Annotated in this window: 22 protein-coding genes and 1 tRNA gene; 6 read left to right on the forward strand and 17 right to left on the reverse strand. The window is 42.0% G+C overall.

Annotation, left to right across the window (positions count from 1 at the left end; translation table 11 throughout):
• Positions 1–3 precede the first annotated feature (3 nt).
• The 3 genes from FO440_RS07795 to FO440_RS07805 form a co-directional block, all read right to left on the reverse strand.
• On the reverse strand, positions 4–1,104 hold the full coding sequence (locus FO440_RS07795; protein WP_144247630.1) for an imelysin family protein: 1,101 nt from the start codon (positions 1,102–1,104) through the stop codon (positions 4–6).
• 77 nt (positions 1,105–1,181) lie between these two features.
• Positions 1,182–2,282, reverse strand: coding sequence for a DUF4856 domain-containing protein (locus FO440_RS07800; RefSeq protein WP_144247631.1), 1,101 nt, complete (start codon positions 2,280–2,282; stop codon positions 1,182–1,184).
• 95 nt (positions 2,283–2,377) lie between these two features.
• Positions 2,378–3,004 carry a LuxR C-terminal-related transcriptional regulator gene (locus FO440_RS07805; protein WP_144247632.1) on the reverse strand — a complete coding sequence of 209 codons (627 nt, stop codon included), beginning with the start codon at positions 3,002–3,004 and terminating at the stop codon, positions 2,378–2,380.
• Between the two features lie 183 nt (positions 3,005–3,187).
• On the opposite strand from FO440_RS07805, the gene FO440_RS07810 reads away from it, so the two are divergent.
• The 5 genes from FO440_RS07810 (at position 3,188) to FO440_RS07830 (ending at position 7,315) form a co-directional block, all read left to right on the forward strand.
• Positions 3,188–3,379 (forward strand): hypothetical protein, encoded by a 192-nt coding sequence (locus FO440_RS07810; protein WP_144247633.1) that lies wholly within the window; start codon positions 3,188–3,190, stop codon positions 3,377–3,379.
• A gap of 191 nt (positions 3,380–3,570) precedes the next feature.
• The gene (locus tag FO440_RS07815; protein WP_144247634.1) at positions 3,571–4,494 is read left to right on the forward strand and encodes a S1C family serine protease; all 924 of its coding nucleotides are present in this window, start codon (positions 3,571–3,573) and stop codon (positions 4,492–4,494) included.
• 335 nt (positions 4,495–4,829) lie between these two features.
• Positions 4,830–5,384, forward strand: a complete 555-nt coding sequence (locus FO440_RS07820; RefSeq protein ID WP_144247635.1) for a type 1 glutamine amidotransferase domain-containing protein — start codon at positions 4,830–4,832, stop codon at positions 5,382–5,384.
• A 146-nt stretch (positions 5,385–5,530) separates the two neighbouring features.
• Positions 5,531–7,006, forward strand: a complete 1,476-nt coding sequence (gene crtD, locus FO440_RS07825; protein WP_144247636.1) for a 1-hydroxycarotenoid 3,4-desaturase CrtD — start codon at positions 5,531–5,533, stop codon at positions 7,004–7,006.
• Between the two features lie 81 nt (positions 7,007–7,087).
• Positions 7,088–7,315: a helix-turn-helix domain-containing protein gene (locus FO440_RS07830; RefSeq protein ID WP_144247637.1), complete on the forward strand. Its 228-nt coding sequence runs from the start codon at positions 7,088–7,090 to the stop codon at positions 7,313–7,315.
• A gap of 82 nt (positions 7,316–7,397) precedes the next feature.
• Here FO440_RS07830 and FO440_RS07835 read toward each other — a convergent pair whose 3' ends face one another.
• From FO440_RS07835 to FO440_RS07895, 13 genes are all read right to left on the reverse strand, one after another.
• Complete coding sequence (locus tag FO440_RS07835; RefSeq protein WP_144247638.1) at positions 7,398–8,813, reverse strand: DUF4419 domain-containing protein; 1,416 nt, start codon at positions 8,811–8,813, stop codon at positions 7,398–7,400.
• 94 nt (positions 8,814–8,907) lie between these two features.
• Positions 8,908–9,627 carry a LytR/AlgR family response regulator transcription factor gene (locus FO440_RS07840; RefSeq protein WP_144247639.1) on the reverse strand — a complete coding sequence of 240 codons (720 nt, stop codon included), beginning with the start codon at positions 9,625–9,627 and terminating at the stop codon, positions 8,908–8,910.
• Positions 9,624–10,637 carry a sensor histidine kinase gene (locus FO440_RS07845; protein WP_144247640.1) on the reverse strand — a complete coding sequence of 338 codons (1,014 nt, stop codon included), beginning with the start codon at positions 10,635–10,637 and terminating at the stop codon, positions 9,624–9,626. The genes FO440_RS07840 and FO440_RS07845 overlap by 4 nt, the downstream gene beginning before the upstream one ends.
• A 49-nt stretch (positions 10,638–10,686) precedes the next feature.
• Positions 10,687–11,094, reverse strand: coding sequence for a c-type cytochrome (locus FO440_RS07850; protein ID WP_144247641.1), 408 nt, complete (start codon positions 11,092–11,094; stop codon positions 10,687–10,689).
• A complete protein-coding gene (locus FO440_RS07855; RefSeq protein ID WP_144247642.1) occupies positions 11,091–11,636 on the reverse strand; it encodes a YceI family protein in 546 nt (181 codons plus the stop codon). The genes FO440_RS07850 and FO440_RS07855 overlap by 4 nt, the downstream gene beginning before the upstream one ends.
• Positions 11,637–11,663: 27 nt before the next feature.
• Positions 11,664–12,665 (reverse strand): metallophosphoesterase family protein, encoded by a 1,002-nt coding sequence (locus FO440_RS07860; protein ID WP_222103943.1) that lies wholly within the window; start codon positions 12,663–12,665, stop codon positions 11,664–11,666.
• Positions 12,666–13,023: 358 nt separating this feature from the next.
• Entirely contained in the window at positions 13,024–13,743 is a 720-nt protein-coding gene (locus FO440_RS07865) for a hypothetical protein (RefSeq protein WP_144247643.1), read from the reverse strand.
• Positions 13,744–14,078: 335 nt separating this feature from the next.
• Positions 14,079–14,864 carry a hypothetical protein gene (locus FO440_RS07870; RefSeq protein ID WP_144247644.1) on the reverse strand — a complete coding sequence of 262 codons (786 nt, stop codon included), beginning with the start codon at positions 14,862–14,864 and terminating at the stop codon, positions 14,079–14,081.
• 232 nt (positions 14,865–15,096) lie between these two features.
• Positions 15,097–17,463, reverse strand: a complete 2,367-nt coding sequence (locus tag FO440_RS07875; protein ID WP_144247645.1) for an ABC transporter permease — start codon at positions 17,461–17,463, stop codon at positions 15,097–15,099.
• A 71-nt stretch (positions 17,464–17,534) separates the two neighbouring features.
• Positions 17,535–18,287, reverse strand: coding sequence for a head GIN domain-containing protein (locus FO440_RS07880; protein ID WP_144247646.1), 753 nt, complete (start codon positions 18,285–18,287; stop codon positions 17,535–17,537).
• Between the two features lie 237 nt (positions 18,288–18,524).
• Entirely contained in the window at positions 18,525–19,148 is a 624-nt protein-coding gene (locus FO440_RS07885) for a hypothetical protein (protein ID WP_144247647.1), read from the reverse strand.
• 255 nt (positions 19,149–19,403) lie between these two features.
• Positions 19,404–20,735 (reverse strand): vanadium-dependent haloperoxidase, encoded by a 1,332-nt coding sequence (locus FO440_RS07890; RefSeq protein ID WP_144247648.1) that lies wholly within the window; start codon positions 20,733–20,735, stop codon positions 19,404–19,406.
• 42 nt (positions 20,736–20,777) lie between these two features.
• Positions 20,778–24,095, reverse strand: coding sequence for a VCBS repeat-containing protein (locus tag FO440_RS07895; protein ID WP_144247649.1), 3,318 nt, complete (start codon positions 24,093–24,095; stop codon positions 20,778–20,780).
• A 516-nt stretch (positions 24,096–24,611) separates the two neighbouring features.
• On the opposite strand from FO440_RS07895, the gene FO440_RS07900 reads away from it, so the two are divergent.
• Positions 24,612–25,703: a hypothetical protein gene (locus FO440_RS07900; protein WP_144247650.1), complete on the forward strand. Its 1,092-nt coding sequence runs from the start codon at positions 24,612–24,614 to the stop codon at positions 25,701–25,703.
• A 69-nt stretch (positions 25,704–25,772) separates the two neighbouring features.
• On the opposite strand, the gene FO440_RS07905 is transcribed toward FO440_RS07900, so the two are convergent.
• Positions 25,773–25,846: transfer RNA gene (locus tag FO440_RS07905), tRNA-Pro, on the reverse strand.
• Between the last annotated feature and the right edge of the window lie 51 nt (positions 25,847–25,897).

Raw genomic sequence — 25,897 nt, forward strand, 5'->3', positions numbered from 1 at the left:
TGTTTAGTCTCCGTCGTTATCGCCGAAAGTAATAGCAATGCCTAACGCTTGTGTCATGTCTGTTTTTAACATCACTGTTAATTTTTGCAGCTCGGTATAACTTGCGGTTACTGCGGTAGGGTTGCTAATAATGTTTGCAGATAATGGGTCGGTTAGACCTTGTAATTTTGTTGCAGCGGCGCTGAACTGTGTTTGTATACGGGTATTAAGCGCAGTGTTGTTTGCAGATATCAAATAGTCGTCAAGCCCTAAGCCTGTAGCGCCGTTATATAGATTTTGTATCGCACTCAAATGCAGTTCGGTTAATTGCAAAGATATTTTTGAATAATAGGCCTGAACTTTTTCAGGGAAAGTAGTACCCATTGATTGCGTACCTGCCGGGATACCTATCTCGTAATTTTTCAGGATCTCGTAATCATAGATCAGTTGGTTAACCAGTTGACCGGTCGAGCTGCTTACGTCAGTCCCGGTGGCATTTAAAAAGGTAGTTTTATAACTGCCGTTCCAGGCTGCCAATACGGTTGTGGCGTTTGTTTTTAACTCGGCAGATAAAGCGGCAAGATAAGTTTTGCGGTTTGCTGCTTTACTGTCAGTTGTGAACTGGGCCAGGATAGCGGCGTTATCCGCGCCGGTGCCAAATAACAAATAATCAAGCGCGGGCAAACCTTTTGCAGCAAGGTTGGCCAGCAATAATGGGTTATAAGTTCCTGAATTTATGTTGGCAGTTATTTGCGTTACACTAACCGGGTAAGTATTGGTATTTACACCCAGGCCAGCATCCTGCGCAGGGCCGAAATTATACATGGATGTTGACTGCCATTGTTTGTAAGCAGCTATAAAGCTATTTTGTAAAGCAGTTAAATTACCGGCAGTAGGCGTAGTGTTAAATGTGGTGACCGCTGCATCAAGGCTGACGGTAGCATCATGGTATGATGTGTAAGCCGGAATGATAATGTTACTGCTGATATTTACTAGCATGGCTTTACGATCAAACGATGAGCCGGTGTTGGTGTTTTTTGATCCGCCGTCTGATGATTTTGAGCAGGATTGGATCAGTAAAAAGGTAGTAGCGGCTGTTAATGCCAGGTAGATGATCTTTTTCATGGTTTGCTATTTACAGTAAAACCATCCGTACGTTTTAAGGTGCGGATGGTTAACTTGATTAATGTTTTCTTATTTAATTATAATATGTCCTTCACGCTGTCAAAATCATATTGTTTAGCAACAGCATCTCTTATGGCGTTAACGTCAGTTAATGTCAGATCGTAAAAGGTTTTCGGGAACAGCGCCAGGAAAGCAGCTATCTGCGCGTCGGTAACTACTTTCTTAGGGTTGTATTTTAATGAGTTAACAAATCCGTAGCACTCAGATAAACGGCTATTTCTTGCCATGTTATCGCTGATAGATTCTTTAACTTCCTTAACTTCCTGTAAAGCGGCAGCACCGGTTAATTTTTCCATTGCTGTGATAATGATCTTAGCTTGTGCAACAAATACAGGTTTGTCTTTAGCGCTGATTGCTGCACGGCCTTTTAAGAAAGCATCCATCAGGATCTTGTTGGCTTTAAAGCCAGAGTCGACCTGTGTGCTGTAGCTACCCCAAAGTTTAGCGCCGGTTTTGTTGGTAGGGAAATCAACAGGAACGCCCCAGTAACCAAAAGCAAGGTCCCAGGCATGCTCCATTGCTGTCGAACCATTAACTACAGTAGTGTTGTCAATGGTTTGATTAACAACGTTATCCATAGTAGTAACTATCTGGTAAGTAATTAAACCGCCCATAAAGTTTTTGTTAAATACTTGCGCGTAGTTAACACCAAGGCTTGTTAAGGCATATTTAGATGCAGCGTTGGCAGAACTTGCACCAACACCTGCTACACCACGGCTTGCCGCTGTTGAAGCTGCCGCGCTTGCTTTAGCCAGGCTGTCAATAAAGTTACTTGCATCTGTTTTAAATGCAGGTGCAAACTGATCATTAAGCTGGATACCTGAAGTATTGTAAGCCGCAGTTGTAAAAGGTGCACCTGTATTGGTAAGCATGGCTTTTGCTTTTGCAGCATCAAAAGTACCGGTAAGCGCGTTTTTCATTAACGTTGAAATTTCTGTGTACATGCCCAGGCGGGTTGTAGCGTCAGCAAAATTTGCGTTGTCGAAATTGTATGTTGTTGGTACGGTATAAACCGGCGCCGGATCAACCGGGGTAGGCGTTTTGTCGTTTTTACTGCAACCGGTTATCACCGAAGCTGCAATGGTTAAGGCACAGGCTATTGATAGATATTTTTTCATGATGTTTTGATTTTGTTTATCTGTCGCAAAAGTACCTTCACCGATTATAGTGGACAATACCCCCTCGGGGGTAATTTGTAATTAGTCTAAATAAATTAATATTTTTGTAAAAGGGCGGATAGCTCGGCTGTGTTTTTAAAGGTAAAGCCCAGCTTTTTGATGATGTTTTTACGATGGGTCTTAATGGTATGGATACTCAGAAAAAGTCTTTCGGCAATATCTTTATTGGTTAAACCGTCAGCTATCAGGCGAATAAGTTCACTCTCACGCGATGATAATTGGGGCAGGGTATCATCTTTTTCGGCAATCAGTTTATTGCCGAAAAGTGTTTCAAAAGTGTTTTTGCAGAAAAATTGTTCACCTTTGGCTGTCGAGTAAATGGCACGCACCAATTCTTCGCGGCTGCATTCTTTAAAGACATAGTTTTTAATACCAAGATCGATCAATTGCAATACTTCAGTGCGATCATGCCGGTTTGATAAAATTAAGATCCGAGTAGCCGGGTATTTTGCCTGTATGGCTTTAACATGATCAACAGTAAATTTTTGATTATAGTTAGGATCAAATATAATAACACGGGGTTGATGTTTATTGATCAACTCATCCAGCTCGATAAAATGCATTGCATTGCCCGCAATATTCATATCTAAAATATCGGCCAGCATAGCTTTTATACCCTCGCGGGTCAAGATCTGATTATCGGCAAGTAAAATATCAATCAATGTTATTTAGTCTAATTCTAATTAATGATACGCAAAAGTAATAAACGTAGTTGCCTGGCAAAGAAAATAAACCTTTAAATGATACTTTTGCCGAAATATTAGAAATGTTTGACCGTAGGCTAAAAAATGATTATGTTAGTAACAAAATCGGGGTCATCTTCGTAAAACGCAAAAAAAAGCAAAATGAGTGCATTTGTCTTAATCATAGAAATTTTATTTAGCATAGCTGTATTCCTGCTTATTATAGTAATGATACTGGCCGGATTAAAATCGTTGAAGAAAGACTATTTTCCCGACTGGAAATTCCTTGATTATTTTAGCGTAGGATACGTTGAATACCTTTACGCTAAATTCTTTAAAAAGGATAGTAAATAATCCCTACCCTCTTCCTTGTAATTCTCTATTTCTCAATTTTGGATGTAATATGCGTCAAAAAAATGCAGGTATTACACGGTTTTCGTCAATAAAATTTAATAAAAGCAGACAAAATAGCAGGTAAATTATCCCCTCCGACCATTTTATCAAAAGGGCTCATATTTTGATGGATCACCTTTGAAAGGATATTTATGGATCTCTATTCGGAGACTATTATTAGCGCGGTTGAGAAAGTCGAGACCGCGGTTGTTAAAATTGAAATATTTAAAAAACAGGGAGAGAAAGAAGTTCCCGCCGGCACAGGTTCGGGATTTATGTTCTCGTCTGACGGTTACCTGTTCACCAACAGTCATGTAGTGCATGGGGCGGCCGGCATAAAAGTAAAGATGCATGACGGCGTTACCCACAGGGCAACGTTTATCGGCGAGGATCGCGAAACCGACCTGGCCATACTTAAAATCTCGGGCGCAAGCTTTATCCCGGTTAAATTTGGCGACGGCGATCATTTACGCATAGGGCAACTGGTTATTGCCATTGGTAATCCCCTGGGCTTTCAGCATACCGTTACTGCCGGTGTGGTAAGCGCGCTGGGCCGCACACTTGAAGGACAAAACGGCCGGATGATGGATAACATGATCCAGACAGATGCAGCTTTAAACCCGGGTAATTCGGGCGGTCCATTGATCAATGCCGATGGGGAAGTGGTGGGGGTAAATACCGCTACCATTAATGGCGCGCAGGGCCTTTGTTTTGCCATCAACATCAATACGGCAAAAGATATTGCCAGTCAGTTGATTCGTTTTGGCAAAGTTAAACGGGCTTACCTGGGCGTGGTTTTACAGCAGATTGACCTGGTGCCAAAACTGAGAACGATACACGAGATTCATAACACAAAGGCGCTATTCATATCTAAGGTAGCTGCAAAAAGCCCTGCCGAAAAAGCGGGGATCCTGGATGGTGATATTATCTACTCGTTTAATAATCAGATTATAGAAACGTCCGACCATTTATTTAAGCAGCTTTCGGAAGATAAGATAGGTCAGTTTCAATATATCGGCATTTTAAGGGATAGCCACAAAAAAGAATTCAGGATCACCCCGGCGCAGAAGAATTGATGGTGATTACTTAGCCCATAGTCAGGCCCGGCGGTTGCACTTTATAAACCTTTTTCAATTACTTTTATGGTTTAAATCAGACCGGTTTGAACGAAGAGATCAGAAATAAAGAATTGCTTTTAGCGCACATGAGTTCGGCCTTTGCCTTAACGGCCGGGAGATAGAAGAACTGATATTGCTGTTTGCCGAACGGATGTATAAGTTTTATAAATAGCGTAAGTTCAGGATAAGTGTATTCTTAAAATAATAGTAAGGGAATGTTCAATTTCCCAAAACCATCCACCATACCGCCTGTAGTATTATAAGGTAAATTATATAACCTTAATTAAAATATTATGGCAACGCTAAGCAATAAAAAAGTAGCCATCCTTACCGAAGAAGGATTTGAGCAGGTGGAGTTAACAAGCCCGGTTGAGGCTTTAAAATATGCTGGTGCTACGGTACATGTCATATCGCCCCAAGGCGGTAAAATAAAGGCATGGGATAAAACTGACTGGGGCATTACCGTAGATGTAGACAAAGAACTAAGCGAAGTAAGCCCCGACGATTACGACGCGCTGGTATTACCCGGCGGTGTACTTAACCCCGATAAATTAAGGCAGAATAAAGACGCGGTAGCTTTTGTGTCGGCTTTTTTAGATGAGGGTAAACCGCTGGCTGCCATTTGCCACGGCCCGCAAATGCTGATAGAAACCGGTATGATCAAAGGCCGCAAACTTACCTCATACCCATCGCTGCAAACCGACCTTAAAAACGCGGGTGCCCATTGGGTTGACGAAGAGGTGGTGGTTGACAATGGCCTGATAACCAGCCGCCGCCCTGCCGATCTGCCTGCATTCAATAAAAAGGTGATCGAGGAAATTACAGAAGGAGTGCATCACGAGGTGTAGGCCGGTCGTTACTCTGAGTTGGGGTGTCATCCTGAGCTCGTCGAAGGATAGCGGGTAATGGCCTTACGCACGTGCTTCGACGGGCTCAGCATGACAACGCTTTTTTTACAGAAATGACGTTGGGCATAATCATTACCTTTGCCCTTATGCCTTCAAAAAAAGCCATTGTAATAGGTGCGGGGATAGCCGGGATAGCGGCAGCCATCCGGTTGGCTGTTAAGGGTTATGCTGTATCAGTTTTTGAGGCTAACGTCACGCCCGGTGGTAAACTGGCCGAAATAAAAAAAGATGGCTTTAGGTTTGATGCCGGGCCGAGTTTGTTAACGCTGCCTGGGTATATTGACGAGTTATTTGCACTGGCCGGAAAAGATCCTTCACAGTATTTTAAATACCAAGAATTGGATATCATTTGTAAGTATTTTTACGAGGATGGCACCCGCTTAACCGCTTATGCCGACGAGGCAAAGTTTATAAAAGAAATAACTACCATCACCGACGAACCTGCCGCATCGCTGAAAAAGCAACGCGCAAACAGCAGCAAGATCTATGAATTAACTAACCCTGTTTTTTTAGAACGGGGCTTTAGCGGGCTGAATAGTTTATTTAATAAAGAAGCGTTAAAAGCCCTGGTAAACCTGCCCAAGTTGGATACAGCGCGCACCATGCACCGGGCAAATCAAAGTTTTTTTAAAGATAAGCGGCTGGTGCAGTTTTATGACAGGTATGCCACCTACAATGGTTCAAACCCCTATACCGCGCCGGCTACGCTAAACGTGGTTCCGCACCTGGAACAGCAACTTGGTGCCTATTTCCCCCAAGGGGGCATGTACAGCATTATTAACACACTTGTAAAGCTGGCGGAAGAATTGGGGGTAAAATTTCATTATCAGTCGCCGGTTGACGAGATCGTTTTAAATAATAAAGTTATACTGGGGGTAAAGGTTAAAGGCGAGTTGATTAATGCCGATATCGTAGTATCAAACATGGATATCTGGTTCACCTATAAAAAGCTGTTAAAAGATCATCCAAAGCTTCATCCGCAAAAAACATTACAACAAGAGCGCAGCAGTTCGGCATTGGTGTTTTACTGGGGGATAAATACAACGTTCAATGAGCTCGATCTGCATAACATTTTCTTTAGTGCCCATTATAAAGCCGAGTTTGACCACATCTGGAAAGAAAAAGATATTTACCACGACCCGACCGTTTATCTCAATATTAGTTCAAAACTAAATCCTGACGACGCGCCGCGCGGCTGCGAGAACTGGTTCGTCATGATCAACGTACCCGCCAATACCGGGCAGAATTGGGACGGCCTGACAACCCAAGCCCGAAAAAATATCCTGGCTAAATTATCCCGATTATTGAACCGGGATGTAACTCCGCTCATCATCAGCGAAAGCATATTAGATCCCCGCGGTATTGAAAGCAAAACCTCATCTTACCAGGGATCGATCTACGGTACCAGTTCAAATAGTAAGTACGCCGCGTTTATGCGTCACGCCAATAAATCGGGCCAGGTAAAAGGCCTTTATTTTTGCGGCGGCAGTGTGCACCCGGGGGGCGGTATTCCGCTTTGCCTGCTGTCGGCAAAGATCGTAAGCCAGTCGGTTGGCCGGTAAAAAAAATTACAATCTTAATCTTATTAAACTAAAAACTGTAGGCTAAAAACATTCGTAAATACATGAAAATGTGTTAAAACCATGTACAACAAGAGTGCCATAGCAGCTAACATCAGAAGGGTAAGAATGCATAAAAACTACTCGCAGGAATATCTGGGTTTAAGGCTTCATATATCGCAAAACGCGTACAGTAAAATTGAAATAGGACAATCAAACATTACCCTGCAACGCATCTTTGAAATTGCCGAAGTATTTGAGGTTGATGTTTGCGAACTGATTGACGTACAAAGGCCGTTTGTCGTTCGGTAATTCTCAGTATGCTTTTATAGCAGCACACCCCACCCGGTAGAAGTGTGTGCCTCCAAAACGTAAATTCGACAAAATTATTTACTTACTTAACGTTGTATGCCTGGCCATTAATATACAAGCTTGTATTCGGGAACATTTTTACAATTCGGTCTATTTCGGGCTGTTGTGTTGTTCCGTTAAGCGTAAGGTCATCTATTTTAATTTGTCCTAATTCATCAGGTATCCTGATATTGCCAAAAAAATTGATGACCAACTTCTTTATCGGGCCTATCATCCATGTTTCAGGCGGTACATTATCTACCTTTAAGTTTACAACCCCATTATTGTTTAATGTGGTTAACTTGTCTATTAATGCCTGCCTGAAAGGGTCTTTTTTACGGATCATCCAACCGATACGTGGTTTTAGCCCATACGTTTTTACATTCTGATCAAGCCCGACAAACCCCGCCCATAACTCTAAAGATGTTTTTTTTAAGTGAGCCGGGTCGGTGGCGTCTGTGTAATCAAGATTTACTTTCAAAAATTCATTGGGCAGCATTTGTCCACTCAGGCTTAACTCTTTTAAATCCAATTTACGTCCCTTTTTATCGTACGGAAAAAATTTGACTATCCAGCCATCAACCAAATCAATGTTTGGGCCACAACTCATTTTTTTGGTATGATATTTAAACATGGCCTGCCAAAACTTTTTATCTGCTTTGCCTTTTGATGCTTGTATAAATTGTTTTAATATAGGTTCCAACTCATCAATCCACCAATCCAGTTGGTATTTACGGATAGCTTCTGTTTTATTCAAAACGCTTTCCCAGTCTTTCGTAGTGCCTTCAAGTGTTATTTGCGGAATACCACAGCCACTTATAAATAAATTGTAATTAAAAAACGATTGCACCGCGTTCATTAGTGTAATTTGAGATGCAATTTTAGTATCAAGCGTTGTTGTACTAAAGTTAGACGTCATTGCTGTTGTTAATTCCCTGCCGGTGAATGTGGCGATCTGACTATCAAAACTTGCAAATGCTTTTTCCCAGTGACTGCCCGGACTAAGCATGTCGTGATCTGATGTGTACGCCAAGGTTTTTTTTCCTTCAAAATTTACTAATAGATCACGTAATAGTTCTGCGTTGTTGTTGACATGGTTTGCAAATCCCTGGCTTATTAAAAGCCAGATCATATCAGGCGATAGGGTAAACGGATGGTGATCGGCGTAAGCAGCGTACATCCCCTCAAAAAATGGATGAAAGCCGCGTGCTACCAATTTTTCAGGAATATTGCTTTTGGTTACAATATTAGATTGACCATCGGTGTTTTGCTTGCCCGGATCGCCGGGTAACTTTCGGTCTTCCTTGATCAGCTTTTCTAAAATATCGTCATAACTTTCGGTAGCAAATATTTTAGTCTTAGGTGCACTTAATTTTTCCACCTTAAAGGTTATACCTTTTTGAGCAAATATATTACAGGTAAATATTACCGATAAAAATAGCAGGACGGACTTTTTCATGGCTGACAGGTTTAAATTGGTTGATTTAAAATTACTATAATTTTAAATCAACACAAATCGTCAAATTGAAAAATTCGCGATCTTTATGGAGTACTTACCTTTTAAAAAACCTGCCCCGCAAGATCTGCTTGATGGCATCGTCATAAAAGCTTTGGCCAATGGTTATTTTTGTTATAGCTAAATCTAATATACTGCCTTCAATATTATTGATTTTATCTATATTAACAATATAGCTTTTATGCACCTGCAAAAACTTGTCAGCAGGCAGCTTTTCCTGGATGCCTTTTATGGTTAGGTAAACAACCAGTTTTCTATTTGTTGTGTACAGTGTTACGTAATTAGCCATAGCCTCTATGTAGACCAGGTCGGCATAATTTACGCGCTCAATTTTATTGTCGCACTTCACGTAAAAATATTCATCGGTGCTTTTTTCCGGTAGATTTTGTTTCTGCTCGAGCGTTTTTAATTTAAGCGCTTTTTGTGCTGCCTTGATAAAGCGGTCTAACGAGAAAGGCTTTACCAGGTAATCAATCACAGCCATTTCAAAACCATCCAGCGCGTATTGCCCGTATGCCGTGGTCATGATCACCATAGGCAGGTTATTAACAGACTTCAGAAATTGAAAGCCATTCATTTTTGGCATATTCACATCCAGAAATATCAGGTCTACGTCAAGCTCGTTCAATAGCCCCGTCGCTTTTACCGGGTTCTCTGCAGCGCCAACCAGTTTCAGAAAGTCGGTTTCCTCAATATATTCCTGCAACAGTTTGCGGGCAATAGGCTCGTCGTCAATGATAAGGCAATTCAGTATCATAGGTCTGATAAAGTTAAAGTAACCTCGTAATAATCGTCCGTATTGATCAGCGTAAGCTGGTGTTTATCGGGGTATAAGATCTCCAGCCTTCGCTTGGTATTGGCAATGCCGAGGCCCGATGATTTTTCGGTAGTGTTAATAAATGGCTCTTTGGTGTTATATATCTTAAACGTAAGTTGCCCGTTATCATATTTAAGACAAATATCAACCCGGTTCTCTTTACAATCATTAAAGCCGATATATTTAAAGGCATTCTCAATAAAGGTAATGAACAACAGCGGCGCCACCATGATCTGCCCGTTAACGTCGGCATTAAAATCTACTATGACGCGCTCGTCCATACGCCCCTTCTGTATGGCTATATAGTTTTTAATGTAATTGATCTCACTGTCCAGCTCAATTTGCTCTACATTACATTCATACAACTGGTAGCGCAGCATCTCTGAAAACACCAGCAGCATATTACGCGCGTCTTTATTTGATTTATCAATATGCCCGTAAATAGAATTGATAGAGTTAAACAGAAAATGCGGATTAAACTGCGCCCGTAAAAAATTAAGCTCATTAGTTGCTTTTTCTTTTTCTATCTGCTCGATGTAGATCTGCGAGCGGATCTTTTCGGCCACCATTTTGGCAGCCAGGATACAGATCACCCAAAAAAGGATATTGATAAACGAATCAAAGAAGATAGATACATAATTGAATTGCGGATGCGCTACCTTAAACACGTAAGTAACCACAAACATGGATACCGGGATACGGATCAGCGCTGTAATGATTATCCCCGACAGGAAAAATATACCAAACGCAACGTACCGTTGTTTATTGAGCAGTTGCGGAATGGTATATAATGCGTTAAAGTAATAATTTACAGATATAAAGGCCAGGTAACAAAACTGTATGGTAATGGTATGGGTTAGCACCAGCGCGCCATTTCTGAAAATAAAGATCCAGAAAAAGTAGGCCAGCAGCCAAAATGCTAAGTGATATATGAGTTTATTGACTTTCAAAAATTAATTGTTTACAAAGGTAAGTTACCAAAACCTTTCAAATTTATAATTACTCCGTACCATCCGGAAATGCCTGGCCCTTATGGCAGGTGTTGCAGGATACAACCATAGCGCTGCTGCCAATTTTAGGATGCTTTACATGCAGGTATTTTTTATTGATACCAAGGGTCATGCGCATCATTTCACGGGTTATTTCCTTTTCGGGTTTGGCATCGCTTGCAAAATCAAGCCCGCGGCCATTTTTATTGTTAGCGTGGCAAAAACTGCAATTTACACCCAGCGCGTCCTGGAAATCATCAACCATCATACTTTGTAATTCTTTCGAGCTAATATTTTTTGGCAGCACCTTTAAATTGGTATAATGCACAGGTTCGGGATCTTTTAAAGCAGCGGCTGCGGTTACGGTTGCCGTAGCCGCCAGCGCTGCTATTACTATAAATTTTTTATTCAGTTTCATGCCGCAGGGTGATCTTTCTTAGCGGTTACATTGATCATTACTTCCAACTCGTCAGACACGGTGCTTGTGCCGCCCACGCCAAAATCTTTTCGTTTTATTTTAAACGATCCCTTAAACACATAGCCATCTGCTGTTGCGTTTGCCGAGAAAGGGAACGTTATTGGTTGCGTTTTACCTTTAATAGTTAATTGTCCGTTCAGCATATAGGTATCGCTTTTATTGGTAGGCAAAATTTTTGTCGATGCGAGGCGGATAACCGGGAAATTCTTCACGTCAAAAAAACTGCTGCCTTTTAAATGTTCGTCGCGCAAGCTGTTATCTGTGTTAACAGTAGATGCGTTGATGGATACATCAAACGTGCTGACGGCAAGGCCTTGAGGGTCGAAATTGATCGAACCCTCAAAACCAGAAAACGAGCCGTCCACATCAAACCCCAGATTTTTGATTGTAAACTTTAATGTTGATGCCTGCTCAACCGGTTTAAGCTGTGCGTGGCAAAGTGTAGCGGCAAATAAGAATATTAAGGTGGTGATTGTTTTCATTGTGATTTTTATTTTATTATCTGCCGTTTATGATGCAATTAACGGGGTGTCGGTAATTGCCAGTGAGTGATTATGTTCAACGTAGTTAACAGCGGTTAATCCCAGCATGGTGCGCAGTTTTTCGGCAGGTACTTTCATTGGTCCCGGCGCAGGCGCGGTGCCTGGTGCAGGTTGCGGGAAAGCTGTTGAGTTTGCGGTATGGAAGGTAATATTACCCTCAACCTTTTGTATGGTTTGATGGATGTGCCCGTTTAATACCGACACCGAGCCAAAGCGTTTTAGCAAAGCCAAAGCTTGCGCGCTATCATCAGTTCCCCAGCCCCATTGCGGGTAAATGGCCCAAAGCGGTATGTGTGCAAATACCACGATAGGTGTGCTGTTTGATAGCGGTTTCAGGTCATTCTCCAGCCATTTTAGTTGTTCGGGGCCTATGTAACCCAGGCCGCCGTCTACGTGGTTGGTTACGTTAACTAATCCAATAAAATGTACGCCGTGCGAGTCAAAACTATACCAGCCGTCGCCCAAGGTGCCTTTTCCGTAGCGCTCCAAATAAAGCTTACCGTTATCTGTTACGTCATGCTCGCCGGGTACATAAAATATTTTTTCTGTTTTTACAGACTTTAAAGATTGTTCAAGTGTGTCAAATTCTTCAGCTTGTGCCAGGTGAGACAGGTCGCCGGTGTGTAATACAAATGACGGCGCGCTGGGCATATTGTTAATTTTAGCTATGGTAGCGTTTAAGGTGCCTACCACATCAGTGTTGGCCGGTTTGTTAAAGCCAATGTGGCTGTCGCTGATCTGCACGAAACTAAAGTCAGACGCGGGTACTACCAGGCCTTTTTTTAGTCCGCCGGTGGTTTTATCTATCATCTGGCTCATGCCATATGATTTTAAAATACCGCCCGACATCATCCAGAGTACGCCGGTGCCGGCCCAGGCCATACATTCTAAAAATCCGCGGCGGTCAATGCCGTCATTGTTCTCTTCGGGAGTAGAGTGATCATGGTTATGAAAGTGGTGCTTCATCATATTTATTTTTAAGTGACTGAAATAATTATGATACGAAGGAAGAAAAAGCCGCGCTCTGGCTATAATATTTTACATCAACAGGGAAAATTACTTGATGAACAAGGTAAATGCACAGGTATATAAATGAGCGGGTATACCCGTTAATACGGTTTTATTTGAGTAATAGGATAAAAAGGTTTCGTAAGCAGAAAAAATGCGTATAAATACCTGTTTTTCAAATAAAAACGCTAGTACAAAGCGTATTGATTATTATTGTAATGCCCTATGCCTTATCACAATTAGCTTATAGGGGTTAAAGCAAACAAGAAACGCCCCGGGTATCCGGGGCGTTCTGTTTGTTAAATTATAGGGATAATTTTTATTGTTGGGCGTAATAGCCTGTAACTAAATCAATATTGTAAACCAAAGTACCCATGGTTAAGGTTGCTTTGTTGCCACCTATAAATTTAAAGATTCCTTTATAACTAAATTTACCATAGTTTGATGAGCCTGTTATAACTGCTGATGCTGTACCGCTAATTAAGATACCGCCAGGTTTGGTAAATAATACGTTGCTGCTTGTTAGCGTAACATTACTTGTACCGTAATATTTTTGGCCTCCTAAGGTAGTAAATGAACCTATACGATTGTAAGTACCGCTAACAGTGTATTGAGTTGCTGTTGAAGCTAAACCGGTAATGGTAATTTTTGATGTTCCGTAATCGGTTGATTTAAGTTTTGGAGCAGTAAAGCTGCCTTTAAATGTAATGTTATCTACAACGTTAGTACCAATGTTATCTGCTGTACAATTTAAGGTACGTGCAAATTTATAAAGAGAACTGTAAGTAATAGAATTTGCAGTTCCTGCAGATGCAAGACTGTCAGCAACTGTAGTTCCGCATTTTTGATACAGCGTATTAGGATCTATCGCGTTAATGGTTTTGCCACCATCTGTGCTGATATTATTCATTGATATTGCACTTGATGCTTCGCTGTTGGCTACCGAAGCAAAACCGTATGTACTGCCGGCCATTGAACTAACAGCCAGGTCAACTGCTTGGTCTTGTGTTAAACCTGCGTTGCTGTCGTCTGTTTTCATGCCGGATTCATCCTTTTTACATGAAATTGCAAATAATATAAATGTTACAACTAAAAGGAGTCTTGACGTTTTCATCATTTTCTGGGGGGATTTAATTTTCACTCTAACTATTTTTCACTCTAAATATTAAACGTATTAACTACGTAGACCCACTTATACGGTATCGATTTTGGTTTTGTTGTCATTAAAAAAAGTTTTTTATGTTATTAATATGTTATCACACAATAACTTTCATGTTTATGGCCTTACAGATCAATTTGCCCATAATAACAAACGCCCCGGTTTTGCCGGGGCGCTGTCATTTTTGTAGGTAGATGATGTATCGTTGTTGATCTTTATTGCTTAGTGTAACTGCCGGTAAGTAAATTCACTATATAAACGGTGGTGCCAACAGTTAATGTAGCTTTGTTATTGCCGTTAAAAACCAGCGTTCCGGCAAAGCTGAATGTGCCCGAATGCGCGGTGCCTGATATAGTAATGGTGGCAGTACCGCTTGCAATAGCGCTGCCCGGTTTGTTTAAAACTATATTGGTGGCTACAATTTCAACATCGCTGCTGCCACTGGCTTTGTTGCCTACTTTTGATGTAAAAGCACCCTTACGGCTGTAAGTACCGTTTACTGTATAACTGGCAGCACTGGGTGCTAAGCCGGCTATAGTAATGTTTGATGTTCCGGAGTCATTAGAACTAAGGCGCGGGCCGTCAAAACTGCCTTTAAATGTTATGGCGTTGATCAGGTTATCAGGCACGTTGTTGGTATTACAATTTAACGTGCGCGAGAATTTGTAAAACGAACTATAAGTTACAGATGCAGTGTTGCCCGAAAAATCAATACTGTCGGCAATAGTAGTACCGCAAGCTTGATGTGCCGAATTTGTAGAGGTAGAGTTAACGGCTTGCCCACCTGTGCTAATTGAATTAAAAGTTTGTGCATTGGCGCCAACATTGTCGGCTACGCTGGCAAAGCCAAATGAGTTTACAGAAATTGCACCTACAGCCATATCAACGGCTTCGTCGCTGGTTACAGCTGATTTTGTGTTGTTGTCGCTTGTTCCGCTTTTTTTACAGGATACGGCAAATATTAACAGCGGAATAATTAATGTGAATTTTAACGCTTTCATAATTTTTAAGGGGGTTATAATTTACGATTATGTTTCCCCTATGACAGGGTTTAATGGCAAAGGTTTATTTTATGTAAAAATTTTTTTAAGATGTTGTGACAAAGCTCAATGGCATCGGTGTTGAACTTTAATAAGTACATATATTAAAACCGAAAGCAGGGTTGCATCCATCAGGATTGATGGGGCCAGTTAGTGTTGATGTGGTTAGATAATATTGATAAATATGCCTAGCTCACTCTGTTTTTAAACTCTTTACCGGATTTACAATGGCTGCTTTTACAGATTCATACCCAATGGTAAGCCAGGCAATAAACAGGGCTGTTATTGACGAAATGAAAAATATTAACCAGCTAACGTTTATGTGATAAGCAAAGCCTGACAGCCACCTGTTGGCTGCGTACCATGAAAGTGGTATTGCTATGGCTATAGCGATCAGGATCAATCTGGTAATACCTGAAGACAATAAATATACAATGCTTGGCACCGATGCGCCTAACACTTTACGCACACCAATCTCTTTAGTTCGCTGTTCGGTCATAAATGCCGATAAACCGTATAAACCAAGGCTTGATATAAAGATACCCAATATCGCAAACAGGTTAAAAATATTACCCATCTGCTGTTCGCCTTTATAAAGGTTATTCAGGTCCTGATCAACAAAATCAAATTTAAACGGATAAAGCGGGTTAAGGTTCTGGCATATTTTCCCAAGGTCCTTTATAGTTGCCTCTGTTTGTCCGGGCTTTGTCCTTACAACTATATAACCGCCGTCTTTGTAGTATGTCAAAACCAAGGGCTGTATGGATTGCTGGATGGGCTTGAAATTAAAATCCTTTAAAACACCCACAATTGTGCCTGTATTATTCCTAAATGTCAGCTTTTTGCCAATTGCTGCGTCTGCGGTCAGGCCCATCATGGCAGCCATTTTTTCATTAACCATGAAATTGTTCGAGTCGGCCCTGAATGACTTTGAAAAACCTCTGCCGGTTTTTACGTTCATCTTAAATACATTCACAAAATCCTCGTTAACAGCAAGTGTGGGCATAAATACCTGGGCTTTGGGGTCCTTGCCGGCCCAGTTTACGTCAAGTGTCCAGTCTTTAAGGTCAGTTGGCAGGTCGGAGATAATGGTAAAATCATTGGTGAGCGGATTTTGTGCCAGTTCATTTTTCAGCGCCTGCTGATTGCTTGCTAAAGCGCCGTTGGCAGGAATGTACAAAAGGTTAGCTTTTTCAAATCCGGGGTTCCTGTCCCTGATAAATTTAAGCTGGTTATAAATAACCACAGTACCTACCAGTAATATAATGGAGATCATAAACTGGGTTACAACCAGCACATTGCGGAACAATAAATTGCCGCCCATTGATTTTACATTACCCTTAAGCACCTTAACCGGGTTAAAGCCCGAAAGGAACAAGGCCGGGTAACTGCCTGCAATGAGCCCGGTTAATAAAGCAATACCAAAAAGGCTTAGCCTAAGGGTGGTATCGGCTATATTAAGCGTGAGATTTTTGCCTGCTAAATCATTAAACGCAGGCAGAGCAATATTGACTATTGTGATCGCCAGTAATAGTGAGAGAAAAGAAATGAATACAGATTCGGTTAAAAACTGGATGATCAATTGACCGCGCACCGCACCTGCCACCTTGCGCAACCCTATCTCTTTAGCCCGGCGTGCCGACCGCGCAGTGGCAAGGTTCATAAAATTGATACAGGCAACAACCAATATCAAAACAGCGACAATAAAAAAAATATTTACGTACAGCGCGTTGCCGTGCCCGGGCAGATCATATTTGATCTCGGGAGCTAAATGGATCTTTGCTAAAGGCTGCAATTGGTAAGTAACTTTTATGTCGCTGCGTACGCTGTAGTAAATTTTGTCTATTTGCTTTTCCAGCCTTGCTAAGTTTACAGCTGTAGGGTCAAAGCTCTTATCCAATTGAAGATAGGAGTAGAAGTTAAAGTTGCCCCAGGCATTTTCTTTCAGATCATTCACATAGGGCGTAATTGTAGCCATTGACACAACAAAATCAAATTGTAGGTGCGAGTTACCGGGTACATCAGCTAAAACCCCGGTTACCGATACATTGATACCCTCATATAGTTTTAATACCTTACCTATCGGATTTTCGTTCCCAAAATATTTTTTTGCTGTGGATTGGGTTATTAAAATGCCATCCGCGCGTTTTAACGCCGTAGCACGGTTGCCCTCAACCATCGGGAAGGAAAAAATATCCATGAAACTTGGGTCGGCAAAGGCTACATGCTTTTCTTCAAATTTTTTATTACCTGATGTTACCAGCGTTGAAGATGGAAACACCATACGGACCGTGTTTTTGATAACCGGTAGTTGCGCTTTCAATCCGGCGGGCATACCGGCAGGGGTTGTCGCCGCTTTTGAATCGCCAAAATCGCAGGTTAGCTCATAGATCTGAGCCGCGTTTTTATGAAACTTATCATAGCTTAATTCATTTTTAACCCAAAGCAGAATAAGCACGCTTGATGCCAAACCTACAGCTAAGCCTGTGATATTGATAAAAGAACTGGCTTTGTCTTTTATTATATTTCTGTAAGCAAGCTTAAAATAAGTTTTAAACATTGTTATGGGTTTTAATTGATTTATTAGGTTACGATGTTTCTGAAATATATATTAAAAATACGTTCTTATTGTCAGTCAACTTTTTTTATTTGTGTAGAGCCTGATGTTGAAATTTTTGCAAGCTGCGCATTACCCTTATATAAAACTTCGCTGCTGCCTGATGCTGCTACTTCAAGGCTTTGTGCTGCGCTGATCTCTAACCTGCTGGAGCCGGAAATAGATAACGCGCACTTATCGCTCTTTACGCCGAATGCCCTGATATTGCCGGAACCGGCTACACTTATAGATGAGTTTTGCACCTGTCCCGAAGCTATCGCAACATTACTCGAGCCGGCCAGGGATAAATCAAAGTCCTTAGCTTCGATATCCGCTAACTTCATATTTCCGCTACCGCTACAGCTCACGTTTAAGCGCTTTGCTTTTATCGGTTTATCGGCTACAATGTTTCCCGAGCCGCCATTACTAAGCCTGAAATTGTCCGCAGCGAGGTCCGACTGGCAAGTTAGATCCCCCGACCCGGACTTTTCAATACTTTCGAGCTTTTTATAAGTGATGTAAATGATTGCACGGATATTCCGTTCATTGTCCGCGGTGCGAACCTTCAAAATACCATCCTTTACTTCTGTAAGAATTTTTGCCGGATCGCCCTCTTTAGGCTCTATTTTAACCTGTTCTTCATTTCCGTAATTAATGAAGACGTTAAAGCTTCCGCCCACCCTAACCTGGTTAAAAGGATCTACCTTGCGGGTTTGTGTTTCCTGTGCGATGCAGAAGGCTGGCACCAGCATGATTGCCAGCACTATCAGATTTTTAATTGTTCTCATTTTTATGTATTTCGGTAGATACAGTGAATGTTGTGCCAATAAATATCTATTTTATTTTCAGTGTGTTATTATGCTTGCTATATCGTCGAGCGTTCGTTTTCGGACAGTTGGCGTACGGTGACGTACATAGGTTAAGCGTAATAATTATTATGTAAAAACACTATAGACGTTAAACGTCGGCAGCAGAAAAAACAATCAAACAATCGTGCCCAAAACCTGGGTTAGGCCATATTTCAGTTAAAACTTATAAGCAATCCGGGCATTCATAGTAATACTCGGGGCAGGCCCGTTAAAAGGTTTATTAAATTCGAAGTTTAAATTGAGCTCACGCGGCTCTATCAAAATAGCATTAGGATCAACCAAGCCTGATTGCGTGACCTTCCTTAATTCGCCTCCGAAACCGGCATAAAAGTCAAATACAAAACGCCTGGCAAGCAATTGCACGCCATACTTAAGATTTCCGGCAATAAATCTTTTGTGAATGTCAACATTGTCGTTGTACGCAGGAGAACTCGCAGATGTATCTGCTGCAAATACCATATTGGCTTTATAGTCTGCTTTCAAATAGACCATATTGGCAGCTATATACATCCTGAAGGAAGAACGCTTAGTTGGTAAGAAATATTTCTGTTCCAGATCCAGTCGCCAGCCTTTGTAATCGGTAAAATCGCTCTTAGGTAACAACGCATTTGACATACGCGCTACAGCGACAAGAGTTGCAAAGTTATTATGGTAGCTTCGCTGGTAGCCGAGTTCAAATCCCGGGTTTATAGGGTCAACAATACGCAATGGTGTAACAATAATCTGATTCGGGTAACTGTCTGTTTTAACTTGTGCAAATGTGACGAGGCCACTCAGCATTATGATAGTAAGAAAAATGAACTTGATGGGGTTAGGTTGCATGGTATATTATAGTCATCTAAGATAATAATAATCGATAAATCATAGTGGTGATGGTGGCCCTGTTAATTATAAAAAGACTTGTCCTGACCGAGATACAATGACGTGAAAAAGCCCTGTCTAAAAGACAAGGCTTATATAACTGCTGGGATGGAAGTATTCGAGCGGACGACCCCCGGCAACCCTTGCTGGCGCGATACTCCCCTGGTTTTTTACTTATTCAGCAGGTTTAAATTTATGGTCCTTCAGCTTTGCAACAATAAAATTGCCAACATCGGCACCTAATGTATACCCGTTATTTACAGAATCCATAAAGTGGATCCCGCCCCAGTACCTGCTGATCGCGGCTTCCTGTGATGCCTGTTTGAAAGAGGTAAAACTTCTTTCTTTTACGCCGTATTTTTCTTCTACAGAATCTGTGTATTTATAGTTGTCGCCAAAATAATAAGTCAGTATGGTTGCTGCTGTTGATGATATATAACTGTGACCGCTCAAATATTCGGGGAATGGCGGTGTCTGCAAAAATGGTTTCCACAACGGATCGATCAATTTGCGAATTGCCGATTCGGGGCGGATCCTGTTGCTGCGGTATTTTTCGTCCCAGCAGCCAATAAAGCTATCTGTAAGGCCGAAAGTTAACATGCTGTAAACCTCCATAGTTTTAGAGAAGCTTAATTTTGATTGCTGGCAGGCAATACCTGCTATGCCCATCCAATGCGCCCCGGGAGAGATCTTTTTCAGGCCCAGCATCAAATGGCCTTTAGTATCCACCGCAAAGGGGTTACAATCCCAAAAGGCGGCTATTTTCTTGTGGTCCTCGGTAAGATTTTTACCTCCGTCTACATAATTGCTATCCAGCATTTTGCAGAAGAGCGAGTTCTTGTCTTTTGAATACGGAACGGGTCGTACAGGTATAAATTGCGAACTGGTATCTATAATAAATGTCCGTACAGTTCTGAAATAAGGCTCGACCGGTGCAAAAAAGGCTGGCGGGGTGGGGTACCAGTAGCCCTCGCCAACCAGTGGGGTATAGCGCGGATAATTGCTGATACGGTTATAACGGTCTTTTTTTGCATAAGCCAGAACTTGTTTGGCAATTTGTACCGCGTATGATTGTGAATGTGCGATGACATCATCAGAGAAACCGATCTTGCGGCACGAGTCAAGCAACTTTGCTTCAAAATCTGCAAATTTCTTGCCAGATGGCTGCATTTTTTTTGCAGTCTCTGCCATAGCCAGCAATGCACTTAACTGGTAAGCGTATTCGCCCGAGTCCAAGGGTTTTTTAATGTCGGGGAATTTATTGAGGAGGCCTTTTAGTGGAACAACCTTTTTGTCATTCAGCGCCAATACGGTGTAACCTGATATGCAAGCATATGAATAGAACCTTGCCGCCAATGGCGGATTGGTAACATCATGCATCATATAGGCCGTCATCTGGTCCAGCACCTTTTGAATGTCTTTGTTAGTCAGCTGGGGATAGGTTTCTTTCTTTTTGCACCCTAACAGAAAGATCAGCAGTGCGCAGAAAATAGCTATGCGTTTCATAAAATAGTATATACGTGTTATTAGTTTGTTATGCTTGTTTTATTATTTACCGAACTGAAATGCCCGCATTTTTTGCTGATTGATACCTATAAGCAAGGTGTTGTTTAAAGTGATCACGCTCCGCACATCGCCTTTCAATCTTAAATTGCTTTGCATTTCGGGCACGTAGCTAAAGCCGCCTTTACCATCGCCTTTAAGTAGCACGCCATGGTTGGCATCATACTTACCAAAACGGATCCGCGACTGATAGATGTTGCCACAAAGTAAAAGGTCCTTGTGCCCATCACCATCATAATCAAGCGATGTAATAGTATATACTGGTGCATACTGCGCCTGTATTGGCAAAGGCATTTCCTTATATTTACCGCCGGCGGTGCCTTCAAAATAAGCGGTTTTTAAATAATTGGCCTTCAGTGTTTTTGCACCCTTCATTTCGTCCTCGGTAAATACATCTTTCAGGGTTGCATCCGCGTAGCTTTTATAATCAGGGAAACGTGCGCGCATAATGCTCATCTGGTCCAGCAGTTCATCGCGGGTTAAATAAGGATAGCTTTTGCCCTGGATATAGAAGCACAGTATAGGGTCAATAGCGCCATTGTCGTCAAAATCTTTGTAGCATAGTTCGGCAGGTTCCGCATCGCTTACCTTGCATTGGCTGTTAAGGCCCAGGTTGCCTACAACAAGATCTGGTTTGCCGTCGCCATTAAGGTCTTCAACTTTCAGGCTGTTCCACCAACCGTTATATTCTTTATCAAAATATTTATCGGTTTGGTTGGCCAGTTTACCGCCCTGGTTTATAAATACGCTTATCGGCATCCAATCGCCCACCAATACCAGGTCGGCTTTCTTATCACCGTTCATATCAAGTATCGCCGCGTCTGTAACCATCCCGATATGTTCAAGCTCAGGCGCTATGGTTTTTATCTGGTCGGTAAAATGGCCTTTACCATCATTGATCAATATAAAACTCTTTGGCGCTTCAGGATACCTGGATCCGGCATTACGGCCACCCACAAAAAGATCTGGTTTGCCATCGCCGTTGATATCGCCCACCCTTACACAGCTTTTGCTTACCAGCATGGCCGGTAAAGTACCCTGCGCTTTAACCAGTTTACCTTTACCATCGTTTAGGTATAACCTGTCCTGAAATAACGGATCATTATCCTTGAAACTGGCATAGCCGCCACTTACTACATAAAGGTCTAAGTACCCGTCGCCATTGGCATCAAAAAATACGGCATCAGCATCCTGGCTGTCCTTATCGGCCAAAAAAGGTTGCTCGTCTTTAATAAACTTGCCGCCCTTTTGCTGGATGTACAAAGCCCCCGGCGTATGTACATCACCACCCACAAACACATCTTCCAGCCCGTCACCGTTAACATCGCCTTTTGCCATACACGGACCCACGAAAGACAGCGCGTTCACCAATAATGGCTGGCGTTTGTAGTCATTGATCTGGTTGGGTACCTGTTCTGCCGCCACAGGCGATGGGATCTCTTTGAACACAGGTGCTACCGGGGCAGGTTTACGGTAAATATCTTTAGCATCCTTTTCATAAAAGGTAAGCAGGCGGTCTGCGGCTACTTTGGTTACAACCTGTTGTTTGCCGCTTAACCAAACAACGCGGATAGAATCTGCTTCTTTATTCTTTCCTAAGCCAAAATGCAACTGTGCTGATACGGTTGATAAATAACCTTTGGCAGGCATTTGCTCTATAACCTGTAATTTGCCTTTGGTGTATACGGTGACTTTGGTGCCAAGTCCATCGGTGTTTTTACCGGCACCTTTCAGGTTTATCCTGAGGTAATGTTCGCTCTTGTCGCTTTTATTTTCATATACAAAAGCAGATCGGTTAATGTTGTTTACCACCAGGTCAAGGTCGCCGTCATTGTCCAGATCTGCGTAGGCTGCACCATTACTGTTTGATGGCAAGGTCATGCCCCATGCCGCGCTTTTGTCGGTAAAGGTTAAGTCGCCGTTATTTTTAAATATATAGTTCTTTACGTCAGACGATGGCATATTGCTAAGCATGTCAAGCACGTGCTTAGGTTCAATCTCGCCATTAATGCTTTTAAAATAATTCTCGTTGTATTTAAGCACATCCATATTGGTAAAATCACGCATATAACCATTGGTAACATACAGATCCTTCATGCCATCATTATCATAGTCGGCAAATAAGGGCGCCCAGCTCCAGTCTGTATTTGATATGCCGGCCAATTGCCCTATCTCGCTAAAGGTGCCGTTGCCGTTATTCATATGCAGCATATTGCGCATATACTGGTAATAAAAGCCATTGCGCAGGTTGATATTGAACGACTCGTAATTATCCATACCGGCCAGTAATTTCTGGCGCTTATTATCTTCAGGAAGCATATCCAGAGTAAATATGTCAGGCAGGCCATCGTTGTTAATGTCGGTAATGCTGTTACCCATCGAGAACAGGGTGATATGATCCAGGGTGGTGGTCATCTTATCGGTAAAAGTGCCGTCGCCATTGTTAATGTACATAGCATCAGGCACAGAATAGTCATTAGATAAATAAATATCCGGGAGGCCGTCGCCGTTGATATCCGCTATGGCAGCAGCGAGGCCGTAAGACAATGTCGACATATTAAGCCCGGCCTTTTTAGTAACATCAGTAAAATGCCCGTTGTCATTCCTGTATAACTTAGTACATACCTGCGGGTCATCCTGCTTTTTTAATTGCTGGATATTCACGTCATCAAGTTCATGCATGATCTTGGTATTCTCATTCACCAGCAATAGGTCAAGGTCGCCGTCTTTATCATAATCAAAGAAATAGGCCTGTGTGCTGTAAGCTGTATCTGCAAGGCCATAACTTTCCGCCTCGTCTTTAAAAACGGGTATCCCATGCGCATCCAGCCCCTGGTTAATAAATAGCTGATTCTTGCGGTTGGCACCCGGACCTCTGCCTGAATAGCATTGGAAAATGTCTGGCTTACCATCACCGTTAACGTCCACAATATTTACACCTGTTTTCCAGCCATTTTCGCGGCCGGCAACACCGGCTTCGGCGGTAATGTCGGTAAACTTCATATTACCGCGATTCAGGTATAGTTTATTATCGCTCATGTTGCCCGAGAAATAAATATCGTCCAGGCCATCGTTGTTCAGATCGCCTATGGCAACGCCGCCGCCGTTATAAAAAGCCTGATAATTCAGGATGTTTTTTTCAAAGTTCTCGGTGATGACATTATTGAAGAGGATGCCTGTTTTGGATGAGTCTAATAAAGTAAATAGCTGTTTTTCGGGCACCGCGTTTGATTGATCTTTGTTAGATCGACCGCATGCGGATAGTAAAACAATACAAATTGCACCTAAGTAAAATTTTGTCATAGAATGGCTTTAGTAATTAAGATTATTTATTTGAATTACCGTGAAAAGCTAATAACCACCCAATTTTGAAAAACGAAGCAGACGTAAAATACCCTGAACGGCACAATAGGTTCATTAGGCAAATCCGCTTATATAATTTTTATCAGTTTTATTGGTTGAGAATTGGCATTCCCCGAACGTAAATTCAAACACAAGGTAATGCATTTTTTACAAAGAAACAGCATGATTAGTCTGTTTTTTTTATGGGGATGTCGTTTTAAATCTGTATAAAAATTTATCTTTTATTGCGATGATATATAAAAGTGTATTAAATTAGCACCGCATCTATTAAGTGCAAACCAATTATTGCCACTTTGGCGAAATCAATTCCGGATAGCATTACACTGTCATTTATGTGATATGGCCTATCTGTGATTTCTTCTTTCGGTAAGAGTTTTACAGCTTTATAATGCACCTGATTAATACAAGAAACATTAATAAACTATTTTATAAAACCACTTATTGCAACTTTTTTAAATGAAAAAACTTTTACTTACTTCATTCTTATTTGCCAGTTTATTATCGGCAAAAACTTTTGCCCAAGGCTGTGTGGCCATACGCAGCACAGGCGGTGTTTGTTCAATGCTTGAACACCCCGACAGTACTAACGAAAATGGCGCCTGGATCTTTAATTCAAACAATCGCTATTTTCGCTCATACAAACACTTTATCGGCCGGCAGGAGCAAAAACAGCGTATTGCCGCAGGTACCAATGTTATCAACCACTCTTACACACAGGATATGGCATTGACCCGCGTATTTAACAGCCGTTGGTCAGCCGCCATTGATATACCGGTTCTTGCCAATACCAGGTCGTCGCTTTATGAGCATGGGGGTAGCAAACGTGCGCTGACCTCTTCTTTCGGCGTGGGCGATATCAGGGTGTCAACTTATGCATGGCTGCTTGACCCGGCTAAAGTAAAAAACTTTAACGTGCAGCTTGGCCTGGGTATTAAATTTGCGACAGGCGCCTACAACTACCAGGATTATTTTAGAAATACCGGCCCGAACGGATCAAGCTTGTTAGGCCCTGTTGACCAGTCAATACAGTTAGGTGACGGCGGGACAGGCTTAACTTTAGAGGTAAATACTTTTTACCACTTATCATCAGCTTTCAACCTGTATGGCAATTTCTACTATTTATCTAATCCACGCCAGGTTAATGGTACATCAACGGCTCGTGGTGGTGTAGCAAGCGCTGCTAATATTGCCAATACCAGCGATGTAATGAGCGTACCTGACCAGTATATGGCCCGCGCAGGTGCAAGTGTGAAAGTAAACAAATTTACTTTTTCTGCCGGTGTAAGAGACGAGTGCTTACCGGTACATGACCTTATCGGCGGCAGTGACGGCTTCAGAAGACCGGGCTACATCATATCGGCCGAGCCGGGAGTAACTTACGAGTTTAAAGGTGTAACTATATACGCTTTGGCACCATGGGCCTTGATACGTGACCGTACACAAAGTGTACCTGATATTTTGAAAACACAACAAACAGGTACTTACACCCACGGCGATGCCGCCTTTGCTGATTATGTGATCAATGTGGGCATTGGTTTTAAATTATAAGCGCTTAAAATAAAGAGTTTGAAATAACAAAAGCCTTTAGGTTATACCTAAAGGCTTTTGTTATTTCAGTCGGGATGGCGGGATTCGAACCCACGACCTCCAGCACCCCATGCTGGCGCGATACCGGGCTACGCTACATCCCGAACGTGTTGGGGTTACAAATATAATAACGCGTACTATTTGGTCAAATAGTA

It is taken from the genome of Mucilaginibacter corticis (assembly GCF_007558865.1).
GTDB classification, from domain to species: Bacteria; Bacteroidota; Bacteroidia; order Sphingobacteriales; family Sphingobacteriaceae; genus Mucilaginibacter; species Mucilaginibacter corticis.

Excerpts from the sequence above, each read along its gene's own strand:
- FO440_RS07795 (WP_144247630.1), bottom strand. The coding sequence starts at position 1,104 with ATGAAAAAGATCATCTACCTGGCATTAACAGCCGCTACTACCTTTTTA.
- FO440_RS07800 (WP_144247631.1), bottom strand. The coding sequence starts at position 2,282 with ATGAAAAAATATCTATCAATAGCCTGTGCCTTAACCATTGCAGCTTCG.
- FO440_RS07810 (WP_144247633.1), top strand. The coding sequence starts at position 3,188 with ATGAGTGCATTTGTCTTAATCATAGAAATTTTATTTAGCATAGCTGTA.
- FO440_RS07815 (WP_144247634.1), top strand. The coding sequence starts at position 3,571 with ATGGATCTCTATTCGGAGACTATTATTAGCGCGGTTGAGAAAGTCGAG.
- FO440_RS07820 (WP_144247635.1), top strand. The coding sequence starts at position 4,830 with ATGGCAACGCTAAGCAATAAAAAAGTAGCCATCCTTACCGAAGAAGGA.
- crtD (WP_144247636.1), top strand. The coding sequence starts at position 5,531 with ATGCCTTCAAAAAAAGCCATTGTAATAGGTGCGGGGATAGCCGGGATA.
- FO440_RS07830 (WP_144247637.1), top strand. The coding sequence starts at position 7,088 with ATGTACAACAAGAGTGCCATAGCAGCTAACATCAGAAGGGTAAGAATG.
- FO440_RS07835 (WP_144247638.1), bottom strand. The coding sequence starts at position 8,813 with ATGAAAAAGTCCGTCCTGCTATTTTTATCGGTAATATTTACCTGTAAT.
- FO440_RS07840 (WP_144247639.1), bottom strand. The coding sequence starts at position 9,627 with ATGATACTGAATTGCCTTATCATTGACGACGAGCCTATTGCCCGCAAA.
- FO440_RS07850 (WP_144247641.1), bottom strand. The coding sequence starts at position 11,094 with ATGAAACTGAATAAAAAATTTATAGTAATAGCAGCGCTGGCGGCTACG.
- FO440_RS07855 (WP_144247642.1), bottom strand. The coding sequence starts at position 11,636 with ATGAAAACAATCACCACCTTAATATTCTTATTTGCCGCTACACTTTGC.
- FO440_RS07860 (WP_222103943.1), bottom strand. The coding sequence starts at position 12,665 with ATGATGAAGCACCACTTTCATAACCATGATCACTCTACTCCCGAAGAG.
- FO440_RS07865 (WP_144247643.1), bottom strand. The coding sequence starts at position 13,743 with ATGAAAACAGACGACAGCAACGCAGGTTTAACACAAGACCAAGCAGTT.
- FO440_RS07870 (WP_144247644.1), bottom strand. The coding sequence starts at position 14,864 with ATGAAAGCGTTAAAATTCACATTAATTATTCCGCTGTTAATATTTGCC.
- FO440_RS07875 (WP_144247645.1), bottom strand. The coding sequence starts at position 17,463 with ATGTTTAAAACTTATTTTAAGCTTGCTTACAGAAATATAATAAAAGAC.
- FO440_RS07880 (WP_144247646.1), bottom strand. The coding sequence starts at position 18,287 with ATGAGAACAATTAAAAATCTGATAGTGCTGGCAATCATGCTGGTGCCA.
- FO440_RS07885 (WP_144247647.1), bottom strand. The coding sequence starts at position 19,148 with ATGCTGAGTGGCCTCGTCACATTTGCACAAGTTAAAACAGACAGTTAC.
- FO440_RS07890 (WP_144247648.1), bottom strand. The coding sequence starts at position 20,735 with ATGAAACGCATAGCTATTTTCTGCGCACTGCTGATCTTTCTGTTAGGG.
- FO440_RS07895 (WP_144247649.1), bottom strand. The coding sequence starts at position 24,095 with ATGACAAAATTTTACTTAGGTGCAATTTGTATTGTTTTACTATCCGCA.
- FO440_RS07900 (WP_144247650.1), top strand. The coding sequence starts at position 24,612 with ATGAAAAAACTTTTACTTACTTCATTCTTATTTGCCAGTTTATTATCG.